This window comes from Enterobacter sp. JS8-1 (assembly GCF_049187015.1).
Taxonomy (GTDB): domain Bacteria; phylum Pseudomonadota; class Gammaproteobacteria; order Enterobacterales; family Enterobacteriaceae; genus Enterobacter; species Enterobacter mori.
The window spans coordinates 50,875-64,295 of sequence record NZ_CP185806.1; the positions used below are offsets into that span (position 1 = coordinate 50,875).

Below are 13,421 nucleotides of genomic sequence, written 5' to 3' on the forward strand. Positions count from 1 at the left end.
GTGCGGGATATAAGACACTGCAAATGCAGAATGCACCTTTCAGGCGTTATGTCGGGAAGAATTAACTTCAGGTGCTCGCCGCAAACCTGTGACCGGGCATTTGCCCGCGAACAGGTGAGGAAGCGCAATGGCGAGAATATAAATAAAGACGTCTTACGCACTTATCCACATATACCCGGCTGTTTTTAGAGTTCTTTTTTATTATGTTTTTACAAATCTTTTTAGGCTCTCCACAGCCCACGCCCGGTAAGGTCTGGAGACTCATGAGTGTGACAATCTGCCCTCTGGCTGTGACAAATTGCCCTTAAATGTACCGTTCTGGTGTGACAATTTACCCTCAGCTCTGTGACAAATTGCCCTCTGAAACGAGGTCTCTTCACAAGGTTATTGACAGGTTTACGCCAGAGTGACAACCTCTGCGGCTGTCACATACAGACAGGGAGCCAGGCATGATGGACACACCACTAATTAATTCCCGACAACGTAAATCCAGTCCGCGGATTGTCCAGTCTAACGAACTGACCGAGGCAGCCTACAGCCTGACCCGCGATCAGAAAAGGATGCTGTATCTGTTTGTTGAGCAGATCAGGGGGATGGACGGAGCACTACTGGATGGACATGGGGGCATATGTGTAATTCAGGTGGCTCACTATGCAAAAACGTTCGCTCTGACTTCTGCTGAAGCCAGTAAGGATATCCGTCAGGCGCTGAAAGATTTTGCCGGCAAGGAAATCAAGGTATACCGGCCTGAAGAAGATGACGGGGATGAAAAAGGCTATGAATCGCTACCCTGGTTCATAAAACGGGCATACAGTCCGGCGAGAGGATTGTACAGCGTTCACATCAATCCGTATCTGATCCCCTATTTTATCGGTCTTCAGAATCGATTTACCCAGTTTCGCCTCAGCGAAACCCGGGAGATCACCAATCCCTATGCCATGCGGCTGTATGAGTCTTTATGTCAGTATAGAAAGCCGGACGGCTCTGGCGTGTTATCTCTTCCTGTAAGCTGGATGCTCGAGCGATATCAGTTGCCGCAAAGTTATCTGCGAATGCCTGACTTTCGCCGTCGTTTTCTCATTCCTGTCATCGAGGAAATCAATAAGCGAACACCGATAAATGTCAGTTATCTTGAAAAGAAAAAAGGGCGTCAGACCACGCATATTGTCTTCACTTATTTCGACGATCAGCGTCTGCTGTGACAATTCACCTTCATTTTCATACCTGTTCCCGTCGGGCCTGAGAGCGTCTGAATGGAGTTCAGGGGAAGCTCTGTGTTTTACCCCTCCCCGGTGTTTCACGGGGGGCATTTTGTCACTTTATCTGCGAACCTGAACCGGGAGACATGACTCTTTCAGGCGTGGTTAATGCTGTTTATCGCAACTGTTCTGGCGATATATAATATCGTTTCATGAAGTTGTGGTATATAACTTTGAGTGGACAGCGTTATCTTCATCAGGGTGATGAACTACTGGTTTTTCAGTGAGCTGATTGAAGTGTTGGGTACAAAAGTTACTGCATCCGGTAAGATACCTCCTGAACAATCCTGCCGCCGTAGGTTCTTACAAACCTGAGGGCAACTTGCCACACTTCATCACGCTGTCGTCTGTCCGGTGCCATGACACACATATCAAGAGTAATACCCTGGTCTTACTGTTTTATATCTGCGGAAGAAACTATCGTATTTTCGGTTATGAGGGTAATTTGTCACAGATGGTTTGTTGTCTGTTCCATCAGAACCTTTGTGAATTTACGGCGTCTGCCCCGGAGGGCAGATTGTCACTTTCACAGAAAGTTCAGAGTCACCCGTTACCGACCTGAACTCTCCGGATGTCATGAACAGCATGAGTTTGATTTCTTTGATGCCACGTTATGGAGACTGCTGCTTTGACCGGTACTGCTCCCGAAGTAGCTCAAGTGCGTCACGTGTATCGAGTGAGAACCGCTCCTGCTGGCTGGCCGCCATATCGAGCGCAAAAATCTTCGTGTAGACTTCAGTACTCTCAAACTTCTCGTGCCCCATCAGTCCCTGCAGCACCTTAGGGTGTAAGTGGCCATACAAAAGGTGCATGGCAAAACTGTGGCGGAACGTGTGTGGGCTCACCGAAATACTGAATCTTACATCGTCACGCCCGGCCGCATCGACAGCACGCTCAACCCAGTTGCGCACCGTCCGGTCCGAAACACCCCATACCGGCATTGCCCGGCGTTCACCGGTGATCCTGTCATCCTCAAACCGTTCGCGCGTACTGGCAAACAGGCGGCGCGTCTCATCAACATAATCAGGATCGGAAAGGGGGAGCACACGGTTAGCGCTTTTTCCTTTTCTGGGGAGGCCACCGACTGAGCGACGCTGTTTGGCTGTCCATATCACCACTTGGGGGATCTCATCATTGAGATGGAAGTCCCGTCTTCACAGCGCCAGCGCTTCGTTCAGACGTGCGCTGTTGTTCCGCAACGTATTAATGTACGCGTGCTGGTTCCAGTCAGGCAGAAAATGCAGCAGACCAGCCATTTCCGGAGCCAGCAGATACTTTGGCATTTCGGTGTAGTGCCGGGCCATCTAACGCAGTGACAGCGCCCGGGGATAGTCGAAAGGTGCCGGTGTATTGCTTGCCTGCAGGGCAGGGGTGTGATGTGCAAAAGCGGGCAGATTCATAATGCTCCTGACATAGAGGCGCGCGGCCTGGTACACCCCTGTAACCCTGCTTTTCTTCACGTAGCGCAATCCGGTGAAATTCTGACGCCATTTTCGCCGCTGCGGGCCCCTGAAACCACGAAAAAACGCGCAGAGCGCTCTCTGATAATGCCAATAAACAGAAATAAACCATAAACCGGAAAGAGAAAGTTTATCAGGGGGATCGGAAAAGGCTCCTTCCTGGATAAGCCCTTTCCGCTACATGAAGGGTACAGCATGTTGTGGTTTCATTCGGAAGTGCCAGCTACGGGGGCGTTTTCCTGAAATTTAGCAGAAAGCGGAAAACGTACGTACGGGGAAGGCGTCATGCCTCTGGTCTGTACACACCGTGTAGTGACTGCGTTCCTCTTGTGTCCTGGGTCAGGCAATGCAGGTTTCCTCCGCGCCTTCGGGTGTTGCAGGGGAAGACCTCGCCCGGTAAGTCTTTTTTCCAGTTTCACAGAATATTACATCGCGGGGTGCTGGCAGGGTCTTTTTCCCTGTCGTATTTAATTCATATTAAAAAAAAGCAAAGAATAAAACAGATAATCAGATAAGATTCTGTATTTAAAATTCTTAATTTATTGTTTATGTATTTAATAATGGACTACTCAGAATGTTTCCTCCGCATGCTATGACCCCCTTAACAAAACGTGATATTCAGGATCAGGTTATGGGTCTCAGGTTTCAGCCGGTTGTTAACCTGTGCAGTGGGATGACGGAAGGGTGGGAAATTCTGACCTGGCTAAGGGATGAAGATCCTGAAGTCTGGTTTCCTTCATTGTCAGATAAAACTTGCATGGCTATATTTATGTGGCAGCTAAATGAAGCCCTGAAGTATGACGGTTTATTCTGGCTGAATCTTCCTGTTAAAGTATTAATCAATCCATTATGTATTGCAGAAATCTGCAAGTTAGACCATTATCGAAAAATCATTATAGAAATTCAGGACCCGGAAAATATTTTTACCCAGGATTTTATCGGGCAACAGTCCCTTGTTTCTGGCATTCACGTTCTGAGAGAGACCGGCTGGCAGGTCTGGCTGGATGATATTACAGAAGAGCTTTCAGAAAAACTTACAGACTATGTTATACCGGTTGATGGCATAAAAATAGACAAGGCAGAGATTAATAAAAAAGATGAATTTAATGCATTGATTAATAAGGTTAAATTAACTTGTGAAGATATGCTTGTTGAAGGTATTGAAACATACGCACACTATCTCCGGGCACGCAAGCAGGGGGCTCAGCTTGGTCAGGGTTTCCTGTGGACTGAAAGAAAAGTGAGGATGGCAATACCGGACTATTATTTATCTGATATTAAGAGCTTCCGCAGTCAGCCTCCACAATTCAGTACGTGCAATATCTTTTTGGATTGTGACAACCAATACATTAAGGAAGGTCTTCATTTTTTATTGTGGGAGCTGGTAAAAAGTACCCGGGATCAATGCAGAGATAAGCCTGTCAGGCTGGTCACTGATGAAAAAAATGCCAGCATCATTATCACACAAAAAAAAACGGGTGAAACCCCTGTAGATTGCTCTGCCTATATAAATGGTTTTAATAATAGGCAGATGTCGCAAATCAAAATTTTAATTTGCAAAGAAAATGAACGTTACCAGGAATCACGGTGTCCTGGCATACATTTTGCGCTCGATGTTAATGATGAAATACACGTGTTCAGGAAGGCCATCAGTAAGGCAATAGCACAGATAAGAGGTACAGTGCCTTTACCCGAGGTGAAGCCGTCGAGTGTTCGTTGCCGATTGTGCCTGCGCTACAGACTGACACAAAGAGAGAAAGAAATCATTAATCTCATGGCCGACGGACAGTCATTAGACACCATCGCGCAAAAATACGGATGTGCACGAAAAGTTATTGGCGGCCATAAGCGTGCATTTATGCGTAAACTTGCGATCAGAAATAACATTGAGCTGTATTTATATCTTTATCGCCTGTCTGATGTTTCAACCACAATGTAAAGGATTATATTATGTTAAATACCAAAGCATTTTTCGCTGTTTCTGCCTTAGCAATAATACTGAGCGGATGTACGACGAAAGTAAAATCGCCGGCTTACTCAGCGGTAATGCCAGAGGCTGAAGTCAGGTCATTGGATTTCAAAGAGTGTGAACGCGAATTGCAGGCTCTGCGCGAAGTGGACAATGACAAATTTTCGATTCTGGAGAAGCAGTTTGAAAATATGATGAGTGGCTCCGCCAGTTATGCCAATGTCAGAAACACAGTTAACAGGGATACTCAGGACACCATTGATACTCTTTACCACTACCAGTCTGCTAAAACCTGTCACGATATCAGAGTTGCAATGCTGGAAAGTCTGGTTGAACAGGCCGGAGCGGCTAAATGATGAAAAATGGCATTATGAGTATCCTGCCTTTATTGTCCAGCTGTATTCTGCTGTCACCGGCATTCGGAGCTGATGTATGGGATTACGCTCGTGAACGCTCCCAGAAGATAGATAATAAGGAGATAAAAGCGCCGGCCGGAGCTGAGGCAGCTAAGCTGGGAAAAAATAAAAAACCAGATAGTGGCCTATCAGGCAAAAAGGTATTGCCACCCCGGATGAATAAGCCGGCACCTCCGGCTCGTATTGAACCAGATATCCTGGAAACGGCTAAGCAGAGCATACCGCTGCCGGTAAAACAGAATGTGGAGCAGGTCGTTAATCCGCAGAGAGTGGGGGAATGGTTTAAAAAAGTCATTCATGCAATTAAACTTACCCCTTCAGAGCAAACACTCATGGAGTCATACAGGGCCATCTCCGGAGAACACCGTGAATTGATTTCCCGGTATGGGAATGCGCAGGATAAACTTAAACAGCAACAAAGTACGATGCAACTTCTTCAGAGAAGTCTCAAACAGGCCCAGTCACCGGCATTGCCTGACGATGTCACTCGAAGGGAGGTTTTTGCGGCCGGTATGGCATCAGGTTATAGTTTACTTGAGATGATTGATAAACGAAAAGCCGCGGGGGTTGATCTTAACAAAGAAGATTTTCTTGCAGGTATACGGGAAGCCCTGACAGACGGGAAACGGCTGTCAAAAAATGAATTTGCGTTGTTGCTCAATAACCTGAATCAAAAATTACGTGACGCTGAACTTTCTCAGTTGAAGAAAAGAGAGCAAGAAGATGCTAACTGGTTTAAAAAATTCTCGGCACAGGCCGGAATTCTTAAAGACAATAATGGTGTGTTATTTAATATCATCTATCAGGGCGATCGGAAAATTTCTGATGATGAGATGATTTATATCGCACTGACCAGAAAGACGTCTTCGGGTGAAACTCTCTTTGATTCAGATACCAGCGGCAATTATCTGGAGTTTAATAAAAATGAAATTCCACGGATACTTAGTGGTGTCATTTCTAAGTTAAATCTTCACGGGGAGGCCGTTATCGCAGTGTATGTTGACAGCAATGGTAACCCTGACATGAACAGTCATTTAGTAGAACAATGGACGATACGAGTCATGGATGCCGGTGTCATAGCAGCCTCTGCTACTTAGATCCGATGCCATGTCGTATTGCGCGGTTTTTCCTTCTTCATTATATGTGCTTCATTTTCCAGTTTCATTAGCCAGTTCCTGGCTGAATAGACAGACAGATCGCAAATATCTGCAACTTCTCTGGTCGTCAATCCATTTTCATCTGCGTGATAAACTGCCATCATAACCTGATGCATTTTTCCCTGAAGAGCGGAAGCAGGATATGAGCAAATATTTTTTCTATCCAGTGTGCTTATATAGGTTGACATAATTAGAGTTCCTTATCATCAATAATTTGATTGCTGACCCCGATTATGAAGTGACTTAAATCGCAACCGCAATTTAAGGATGTAATTGATGGATTATTAATATAATATTCTATCCTATAGTGTATTTATAGTGCTTTATTCTTGTTTGCGCTGTTATGATACTGTTTCATTGTAACATCTAAATAACAAAATTAAGGGGGAGGCTAATATTCCCCCAGATTTTATGGCCAGTAACGCCTCCTTTTTTATTTTAACTGTAATGTAGTCCTTTATATTTTTGAATGATTGCAATATATCCATAAGTGTTTAGTGTTAACTAATAAAGAAACCAAAAAATAAAGTCTACTGAGTCTTCTTGCAGCATCAAAAAACAAAATCATTTCTCTGCGCTGAATGTTGTGGATAAATAACCGCTGATTTTAATGTGTATTTATAATGCTGCAACTGTTTGGAACACTCATTCGCAGCAATAAGGATTGTCCATTTTATATGCTGATTATATATATTTCTTTAACAGAGCACTCATTTGTTTTGACGTTTAAGTCTGTTTTATTTTACGTAATCCGTATGGACATTTTGTGAAACTGCAGCGTATGCTTTCTGAACATTGCTGTGGTTTTCTTACCCTTTCCCCCTGACAAAAAGTTGATTTCTGGAGCAATTTCCATAACCCGGATTTAAAGGCACATATCATAAACAGACATCTTTCCTCACTCCCGTTTTTAACTGTCAGTGCGTTATCCACAAGTTCAATCACATCCCCTGATTGCAGTAAGGATCCCTCCGCCATCCAGACTATCAGCCACGTGTTGTCTTCTGTAATCGCACTGGAGAAGAATGTTCCTGTAACGGGGCATGCCAGACATTCAATAACCACCCATTCCATATACGTATTCCCTCATTAGGTATAAATAGACTCAGCAGTTATCTCATCCACTTGCGAATAATAGAGGCGAGCTCATTTCTGACCCATTGATTACGATCACAAAACGCGAAATCGGGGCGTGGAGGGGGGCTTTTTAAGCCTGCTTTATTCTGCTGGACATTACTTATGGTTTGTGAGCGATTTCTGATTGTTGTTTTTTAATCTGATAAAATGATAATTCTGTTATTTTATGTTGTTATAACTTATTACCTTATATCCACAATGCTATTCTTTGATTGTTTTAGGCCTAAATTGGCAGTGAATTATATTGATTATTACAGATGGAAATGAGAATCCTCTGTCCGGATCTTTATATCGGATGATTATGTTGTTTTTATATCTGTTGTATTATGCAGGCTTATAATAATTAAATATATTTGCTCTGTTCACACTTTTTTTAAAAAATTGATCCAGACCCTGTTTTAACTATTTATCTATAAAGTTAAACATTCCACAAACAATTATAAATTTCATTCTGGATTGAATGAGATTTGCATTTCATTTTTCGTGTCTACACATCAGGATCACTCACTCATTTTTTTCAGAGTGAAATGCGTATGAATAAGTTCAGGGTATTTTTTTTACATGTACTACATTTATTTTCTCTTCTTTCAATACACATGCGGATGGGCTGATAAATAACCGTTTATCCGGCGAGATCACAGACAGGCACCATTCAGTTGATGGACGGTCTGTGGCTGCACAGCTCGCAATTGATAAAGTCAGTAATACCGCTGAAGGCTGGTTAAACCAGTATGGCTCAGCAGATATTCCATTAAACTCAGACCAGCGATTTAGTATTAAAAACAGTTCGGGCGATTTTCTGCTGGGACTCTATGTGCAACCAGACCAGGTTTTGTATACCCAGGTTGGCGTCCGGCACGACAACGAACGTCTGACAACGAATGTGGGGGTGGGTTACAGGTTTATTATCGACGACTGGCTATTAGGTTCTAATTTCTTTTATGACTCAACGTGGAACAACAGGAATAACCGATGGGGAGCCGGGATAGAAGTATGGCGTGATTATATGAAGTTATCTTCGAATCTCTATCAGAGAATTACCGACTGGCATGACTCTCGCCAGCATAATGGTTATCTTGAACGGCCGGCAAATGGTATGGATATCAGAGCTGAAGCATGGCTACTGTACTACCCACAAATGGGTGCAAGTCTTAATTATGAACATTACTATGGTAACAATGTTGCCATCACCAGTTTCGACGAGCGTCAGCGCAATCCGACGGTAATGTCTGCTGGTCTTAAATACACCCCTTTCCCGCTGATCAATTTTGGTATTGAATATAAAACTGGCACTCATAATCTTCAGGAAACACGCTACAGTATGGGCATCGCCTTGCGATTAGGTGAGCCCCTGAACCGACAGCTCAGTCCTCATTCATTGAAGCCCTATCGCGAACTGTCCGGAAGCAAGCTCGATATCGTCAACAGAAATAATCGCGTGGTTCTTGATTTTAAAGAAAAGAGCTATCTGTCACTTTCACTCCCTCCGGAAATTCGGGCAGATGAAAATTCGATCTATACGCTGACGCCACTGATTAATTCCAGGCATAGCATAAAAAATATGGATATAGATGATGCTGCACTGATGGCGGCAGGTGGAAAGATCATTTCATCGACTCCTCAGGCAATCATATTGCGCATGCCGTCATGGCAAAATGGTCAGGGGGTTTTGCTTGGTGCTGTGGCTGTTGATGTGAGGGGGAACCGTTCAGCACGCGCGTTAACACTTATCTGGCCCGCAATGGTCAGTCATCAGCTGTCTCTTGTTGCAGACAAGACACTTGTTGCTTCTGATGGCAGTGACTCTGCCACTCTGACCCTGGAGGCAAGGGATATTAATGGACAACCCCTGGTAAACGAGGAGATTAGGCTGTCCAGTGACGGCGGTGTTCTGTCTTCACAGCTGGGAAGGACAGATGTGCAGGGTAAGCTGGTAACCCGACTTTCCAGCACAACGCCCGGGCTATTCCATGTAAGCGCCGTCGATGGTGACTATCACGTAACCCATCCAGGTATTACCTTCGCAGACTCCCTGAAATCCGAGCTTACAGTCAGTAAGACTGAAGCGGTAGCAAACGGGAAGGATGCTATTGACGTCACAATAAAAATGACTGACTCCCTTAACCATGCCGTTGTCGGGAAAAAAGTCCTGTGGTTCACCAGTTCCGGGAAGCTGAGCAGTTCCTCTACATCGACCGGGCCTGACGGCACGAGCACCGTCACCCTTACCAGTACTGAGGCGGGCCTGGCAACCGTAGAGGCGCGGACGGGAGACAATCTGTTACAGAGTCCTGTACTGAATTTTCGTGAAGCTGAATGGCAACTTTCACTGGACTCTTACCGAAACCAGGCGCTGGCGAGTGGTTTTGATAGTGTAGAGTACACTTTAACAGTCCATAACGGCCATGGCACTCCGGCTTCTGGAGAGCATGTTATCTGGTATACAAACCTCGGTGAATTTACTGACAGGATGGTTACCCTTGATGCAAAGGGGCAGGCGCGTATTAAGCTTAAAAGCACGCAGACAGGGACAGCCAGAGTGCAGGCCACCGTTGCAGGCCATTCTGTACAGGCTGAAGATGTGAACTTCTCGGAAGTTTACTATGGGGCGGCCCCTAGAAACACCAGACAGTAGATGTATCTTAAAATAAGAGATAGGCTTAAACATATGTCTAATACTGGTTCTAATTTTGAGATGACAGGAATACTGTTGGGGCAGGAGCTCCGCAAGCGTAAGACTCCGCAGGAAAAAATTGCCATTATCCGGCAGACCATGGAGCCGGGGATGACCGTCTCCCATGTTGCTCGTTTGCATGGCATTCAGCCCAGCCTGCTATTTAAGTGGAAAAAACAGTATCTGGAAGGCAGCCTGACCGCCGTTGCTGCCGGAGAAGATGTCGTTCCGGCATCAGAGCTGTCCGCCGCAAACAAGCAGATCCGTGAGCTTCAGCGCCTTCTGGGTAAGAAGACGATGGAAGTAGAGATCCTGAAAGAAGCCGTGGAGTACGGCCAGACCCGAAAATGGATAGCGCATGCGCCCTTGTTGCCAAAGGACAAGGAATAGCCCAGGTCAGCAGCATTATGGGCGTGTCGCGTGCGCAGTTATCAATGCGGGTTCACCGTTCTGCCGACTGGCAGGACGGGCGCACTCTCCGGCGAGACGAGGAAGCAGACGCTGAGGTCCTGTCGCGCATCCTCGGTATCATCAGCGATATGCCCAGTTATGGTTATCGCCGGGTATGGGGGATCATGCGAAAACAGCTTCGCGATGAAGGTCTGCCACCGGTGAATGCCAAACGGGTTTACCGCGTGATGAGTGAGCATAATCTGTTGTTGCCGCATGACAAACCACAGCGGCCGCAGCGCGAGCATAACGGTAAAATCGCGGTAGCGGAGAGCAACCAGCGCTGGTGCTCAGACGGCTTCGAGTTCGGATGCGACGACGGCGAAAAACTGCGCGTGACGTTCGCACTGGACTGCTGCGACAGAGAGGCCATAGACTGGGCTGCAAGCACCGGCGGCTATGACAGCATGACTGTGCAGGACGTGATGCTGGGAGCCGTGGAGAAGCGCTTCGGAGCGATGCTCCCGGAAAAGCCGGTGCAGTGGCTGACAGACAACGGTTCGGCGTATACGGCGCATGACACGCGCAAGTTCGCCACAGAGTTGAATCTGGAAGCTTGCACGACTGCAGTAAGCAGCCCACAGAGTAACGGCATGGCCGAGCGGTTCGTGAAGACGATGAAGGAAGACTACATCGCGTTCATGCCGAAACCGAATGTACGAACGGCGCTGCAGAACCTTGCTGAGGCGTTCAATCATTACAATGAAAACCATCCGCACAGCGCACTGGGATATCACTCCCCGAGAGAATACCGGCGCCTGCGGGCATCGTTAACTTAAGATACAAAAGCTGTCTGGAGATGGCGGGTCAAGATCATCGGAAGTTTACTATTACTTTATGACTATACCCGGCTCGACAAAAGTTGGTATTCCAGTCACTGCTCTTGCATACAGTATAAGAGATAATGAAGGAAATATTCCAGCAGGAGAGCCAGTCATATGGAGCAGCTCCGGTGGTCATCTGTCAGACACCACCGTGCCTGTGGACCGCAACGGTGAATCATCGGTGACATTTATCGCAGATGAACCCGGAAAGTATTTTGTCTCCTCTACATTTCGTCACAATACCCAGCGGTTGCTTATAACGGTAGAGCCCTGAAACACGCGGTAGTTGCATTCTCTGCACTATCGGCAGGAAAGCGTTGCGGTAATTTACCGGACAACTGTCAAAATAACATAATAACAGTGCTGCCTTGTTTCGTTCTGGCAGCACTTTCGTTACATCATTAACATTGCCAGCACAACATTTCCTGAAATATGAAACAATTGTCAGTCTGATAAACCATCCTGAACGGGTATTCCAGCCTGCCTGATATACAATATCTACCTGAGTTTTCAGCTGTTATGTAGTTAAACCCTATCTGGCCATGGTATGCTGATAATTCAGTGCGTTATTATATGTAGCGCAACATTCCGCTTGTCTAGCCTGATACCTCTACGTTTACTGAATGTTTAGTATCTATCACTTAAATAGGTGCAAGTTCGCGATATATTATTCTGTTATTTCTTATTTTCATACGTAGGTGCGACGGCTTTTATCGCCGTTATTTTATTTTCATTATTTATTTATCGTAATGATTGTCGATGCCCCTAAAATATTTTTTGAACAGAAAAATGCTGTAAACTCTCTTTCGTCGAATGATTCGACAATTCATTTAGTCTATGGTGCAATATTTATTTTCCGGAATGTATTTCGGTGGATATTTTGTTTCTATACCTATTAATTAATAGGTTAAAAGGATTGATAGTATGAACTGTAATAAAGTTGCTTCTGCATTAGTACTTTCCATGGGGATGGTCGCTTTTGGTGCCTCAGCCGCCGATCAGGGTTCAAGTTCAGTAACTTTCACCGGTAGCATTATTGATGCGCCATGTTCAATTGCTCCTGATTCAGTTGATCAGGAAGTATCACTGGGTCAGGTTGCTAAAAATACCCTTCTGGCTGGCGGTAAATCTAACCCAGCCCACTTCGATATCAAGCTGGAAAACTGCGTTCTGAGCGTAGGTAAACCAGATGCAACAGCAGCAAATACCGTTACCATTACCTTCAATGGTGCTCCGGCCGATGCGGGTAAAAAGCTTCTGCAAATTGAAGGTAGTGCAGCAGGCGCAGGTGTAGGTATTACGGATCCGAATGGTGACCAGGTGACTTTAGGCAAAGCAACCAACGCGATTGCTCTGACTAACGCTACAACTAATTCCCTGGATCTGTATGGTTTCCTTCAAGGCATTGATGATACCAAGCTGACTGAAGGCTCTTATCAGGCTATTTCTTACTTCACAATGGATTACCAGTAATAGTGATGCCCGCTATTTTTAGCGGGCGTTTTCCAGGAGATTGTAATGCCTGCATACATATTTACCTTACTGATGCTGGCCATCACTATGGACATGGCGCATGCGTCATATCAGGGGAGTGGTAAAGCGACCCTGTCAGGTGAAATTGTCGAAGCGGCCTGTAGTATCGCCACAGATGATGTCTGGCAGGAAATAAATTTTGGTGCAGTTCCCTTAAGTGATTTTGCAGATGGAAATGAGCCTGCCGCTAAGCCTTTTCATATTCGCCTCCAGAATTGCGTGCTTGATAAGACCAATGGTGGTGTATGGAAAGATGTAATCGTGACTTTTGACGGGAATACCCAAAGTAATCAAAACGATATGTTTTCAATGACCGGTGATGGTCAGGGTATTGGCGTCAAAATAACGGATGAAGCAGGTCATAAGGTCATTCCCGGGCAGTCGTTACCTGGAGTGCAGCTTTATGAAGACAATACTAACTTACATTTCAAAATTCACCTTGCGCGCAATAATGAAAATTTAAAAGCAGGTGACCTTTCTTCATTTATTCGCTTTATGGTTGCCTATCAATAGGTTCCATACAAAGGCATGTTTGTTACATA

11 protein-coding genes are annotated in these 13,421 nt (G+C 45.5%); 8 read left to right on the top strand and 3 right to left on the bottom strand.

Features of this window, described 5'->3' with window-relative positions:
- The first annotated feature begins 449 nt into the window (after window positions 1–449).
- Window positions 450–1,202, top strand: a complete 753-nt coding sequence (gene repE / locus ACOQH0_RS23415) for a replication initiation protein RepE (RefSeq protein WP_421512459.1) — start codon at window positions 450–452, stop codon at window positions 1,200–1,202.
- A gap of 668 nt (window positions 1,203–1,870) precedes the next feature.
- Here repE and ACOQH0_RS23420 read toward each other — a convergent pair.
- Window positions 1,871–2,305 carry a tyrosine-type recombinase/integrase gene (locus ACOQH0_RS23420; protein ID WP_421512460.1) on the bottom strand — a complete coding sequence of 145 codons (435 nt, stop codon included), beginning with the start codon at window positions 2,303–2,305 and terminating at the stop codon, window positions 1,871–1,873.
- A 108-nt stretch (window positions 2,306–2,413) separates the two neighbouring features.
- Entirely contained in the window at window positions 2,414–2,542 is a 129-nt protein-coding gene (locus ACOQH0_RS23425; protein WP_421512461.1) for a hypothetical protein, read from the bottom strand.
- An 808-nt stretch (window positions 2,543–3,350) separates the two neighbouring features.
- Between ACOQH0_RS23425 and ACOQH0_RS23430 the strand changes: the two genes are divergently transcribed.
- Genes ACOQH0_RS23430 through ACOQH0_RS23440 form a run of 3 tightly spaced genes read left to right on the top strand, consistent with a single transcriptional unit; the run spans window position 3,351 to window position 6,201 of the window.
- Window positions 3,351–4,658 (top strand): LuxR C-terminal-related transcriptional regulator, encoded by a 1,308-nt coding sequence (locus tag ACOQH0_RS23430; protein WP_421512462.1) that lies wholly within the window; start codon window positions 3,351–3,353, stop codon window positions 4,656–4,658.
- Window positions 4,659–4,669: 11 nt separating this feature from the next.
- Window positions 4,670–5,044, top strand: a complete 375-nt coding sequence (locus ACOQH0_RS23435; RefSeq protein WP_421512463.1) for a hypothetical protein — start codon at window positions 4,670–4,672, stop codon at window positions 5,042–5,044.
- Complete coding sequence (locus ACOQH0_RS23440; RefSeq protein ID WP_421512464.1) at window positions 5,041–6,201, top strand: FKBP-type peptidyl-prolyl cis-trans isomerase N-terminal domain-containing protein; 1,161 nt, start codon at window positions 5,041–5,043, stop codon at window positions 6,199–6,201. The genes ACOQH0_RS23435 and ACOQH0_RS23440 overlap by 4 nt, the downstream gene beginning before the upstream one ends.
- Here ACOQH0_RS23440 and ACOQH0_RS23445 read toward each other — a convergent pair.
- Window positions 6,198–6,449, bottom strand: a complete 252-nt coding sequence (locus ACOQH0_RS23445; protein ID WP_421512465.1) for a FaeA/PapI family transcriptional regulator — start codon at window positions 6,447–6,449, stop codon at window positions 6,198–6,200. The genes ACOQH0_RS23440 and ACOQH0_RS23445 overlap by 4 nt on opposite strands.
- A 1,619-nt stretch (window positions 6,450–8,068) precedes the next feature.
- Between ACOQH0_RS23445 and ACOQH0_RS23450 the strand changes: the two genes are divergently transcribed.
- The 4 genes from ACOQH0_RS23450 (at window position 8,069) to ACOQH0_RS23465 (ending at window position 13,392) form a co-directional block, all read left to right on the top strand.
- Window positions 8,069–10,033 carry an inverse autotransporter beta domain-containing protein gene (locus tag ACOQH0_RS23450; RefSeq protein WP_421512466.1) on the top strand — a complete coding sequence of 655 codons (1,965 nt, stop codon included), beginning with the start codon at window positions 8,069–8,071 and terminating at the stop codon, window positions 10,031–10,033.
- Window positions 10,034–10,093: 60 nt separating this feature from the next.
- Window positions 10,094–11,301 (top strand): IS3 family transposase gene (locus ACOQH0_RS23455; RefSeq protein WP_421512485.1). Its coding sequence is split into 2 segments (ribosomal slippage): window positions 10,094–10,415 and window positions 10,415–11,301, totalling 1,209 coding nucleotides; the frame shifts between segments, so codons are not numbered across the junction.
- Window positions 11,302–12,270: 969 nt separating this feature from the next.
- Window positions 12,271–12,819, top strand: a complete 549-nt coding sequence (locus ACOQH0_RS23460) for a fimbrial protein (RefSeq protein WP_421512467.1) — start codon at window positions 12,271–12,273, stop codon at window positions 12,817–12,819.
- 45 nt (window positions 12,820–12,864) lie between these two features.
- A complete protein-coding gene (locus ACOQH0_RS23465) occupies window positions 12,865–13,392 on the top strand; it encodes a fimbrial protein (RefSeq protein ID WP_421512468.1) in 528 nt (175 codons plus the stop codon).
- Window positions 13,393–13,421 lie beyond the last annotated feature (29 nt).

Excerpts from the sequence above, each read along its gene's own strand:
- repE (WP_421512459.1), top strand. The coding sequence starts at position 450 with ATGATGGACACACCACTAATTAATTCCCGACAACGTAAATCCAGTCCG.
- ACOQH0_RS23425 (WP_421512461.1), bottom strand. The coding sequence starts at position 2,542 with ATGCCAAAGTATCTGCTGGCTCCGGAAATGGCTGGTCTGCTGCATTTT.
- ACOQH0_RS23430 (WP_421512462.1), top strand. The coding sequence starts at position 3,351 with ATGGGTCTCAGGTTTCAGCCGGTTGTTAACCTGTGCAGTGGGATGACG.
- ACOQH0_RS23435 (WP_421512463.1), top strand. The coding sequence starts at position 4,670 with ATGTTAAATACCAAAGCATTTTTCGCTGTTTCTGCCTTAGCAATAATA.
- ACOQH0_RS23440 (WP_421512464.1), top strand. The coding sequence starts at position 5,041 with ATGATGAAAAATGGCATTATGAGTATCCTGCCTTTATTGTCCAGCTGT.
- ACOQH0_RS23445 (WP_421512465.1), bottom strand. The coding sequence starts at position 6,449 with ATGTCAACCTATATAAGCACACTGGATAGAAAAAATATTTGCTCATAT.
- ACOQH0_RS23460 (WP_421512467.1), top strand. The coding sequence starts at position 12,271 with ATGAACTGTAATAAAGTTGCTTCTGCATTAGTACTTTCCATGGGGATG.
- ACOQH0_RS23465 (WP_421512468.1), top strand. The coding sequence starts at position 12,865 with ATGCCTGCATACATATTTACCTTACTGATGCTGGCCATCACTATGGAC.